This is a genomic window from Synechococcus sp. 1G10 (genome assembly GCF_002252625.1).
Taxonomy (GTDB): Bacteria; Cyanobacteriota; Cyanobacteriia; order PCC-6307; family Cyanobiaceae; genus Regnicoccus_A.
The window spans coordinates 1-1338 of record NZ_NQKW01000058.1; the positions used below are offsets into that span (position 1 = coordinate 1).

The following is a 1338-nucleotide window of genomic DNA, read 5'->3' on the forward strand; positions in this document are numbered from 1 at the left end:
ACTGGATCCGATTCATGGCCATGACAGGCACGCCTGGTACATGCGTACTAGCTTAGACCAAAAAGGCCTGCTGGCGGAGCTTGCTGCCTAATCAAGTAGGGGTATTGGCAGCTGTTTTGCCTTTGGCAACGACGATCTTGACTGCATATACAACTGGCAATCCACTGGTTCTTGTCAATATCTTGGATCAGATTGAAGCCTTGACTTAATCCCACCACCATCCAATAGTGGTGCCTAACTTGTCATTGGACGGTTCTGAGAACCTGCCCGGCTCACGCCATTGCTTCTGTGAACCAAGGCCATCGAGTGGATTCGACTCGGTTAAAAACCCCAAGCAACCTAGATCCTTCCGATCCTTAAGGGGAACCCTCATGTGGTTCTCTAGTCAGTGAACCACTTGTTCGTGCAGCTACATAAAGTCTGCGGGGCTGCTCACGCCCAGGGGTCCACGGTTGAGCACATGGGTGTAGATCATCGTGGTGCTCACGTCCTGATGACCCAGCAATTCCTGGATCGTACGGATGTCCTGGCCCCGTTACAGAAGGTGCGTGGCAAAGGAATGGCGAAACGTATGGCAGCTGGCAGCTTTGCTCACTCCAGCGTCAGCCATTGCCTGCTTCACGGCCCGCTGCACCACGGTGGGGTCAAGATGATGTCTCCCCTGAGCCCCTGTTCTGCGATCCAGCCAGCGCTTCTGCTGGGGAAACACCCATTGCCAGGCCCACTCCTGATCTGCGTTGGGATACTTCCGTGCCAGGGCGTATGGCATGAGCACACGGCCCCATCCGGCCACCAGATCCCCCTGATGAAGCCGTCGCACCTCAAGCAGATGCTGCCGCAGTGCAGCCATCTGGCTCTGGGGAAGCATCGTGAGCCGATCCTTTCCTCCCTTGCCATCACGAACCACCAGTTCGCGACGATCGAAGTCCAGATCCTTGACCCTCAACCTCAGCGCCTCCATGAGCCGCAGACCACTGCCATAGAGCAACCCCACGACCAACGCCGGCACACCCTCAAGGCGCTGACGAACGGCTTTCACCTCCCCCTCACTGAGCACCACCGGCAGCCGCTTGCACGTCCGCGCCCGGACCACACCCTCGAGCTCCACATCCCGCTCCAACAGCTCCCGAAACAGAAACAGCAGCTTCCTTAAGGCCTGGTTCTGGGTAGAGGCGCTCACCTGCAGCTCTCCCAATAACGCTGAATCAATCCCGGGGAGCGGGCTTCAGGGGCCATGAACAGCAGGGCCGACTGAAAGTCAGGCACAAGGGTCGTTGTGCGGCCAAGCTGGGCCTGGTTTTATCGGGACTGCTCTTGTCCTTTGGCCCATCTTGCTGC

1 pseudogene is annotated in these 1338 nt (G+C 57.8%); it reads right to left on the reverse strand.

Annotated features, from left to right (window positions below):
• Positions 1-409: 409 nt before the first annotated feature.
• Positions 410-1195, reverse strand: a pseudogene (locus CJZ82_RS17425) (integron integrase).
• Between the last annotated feature and the right edge of the window lie 143 nt (positions 1196-1338).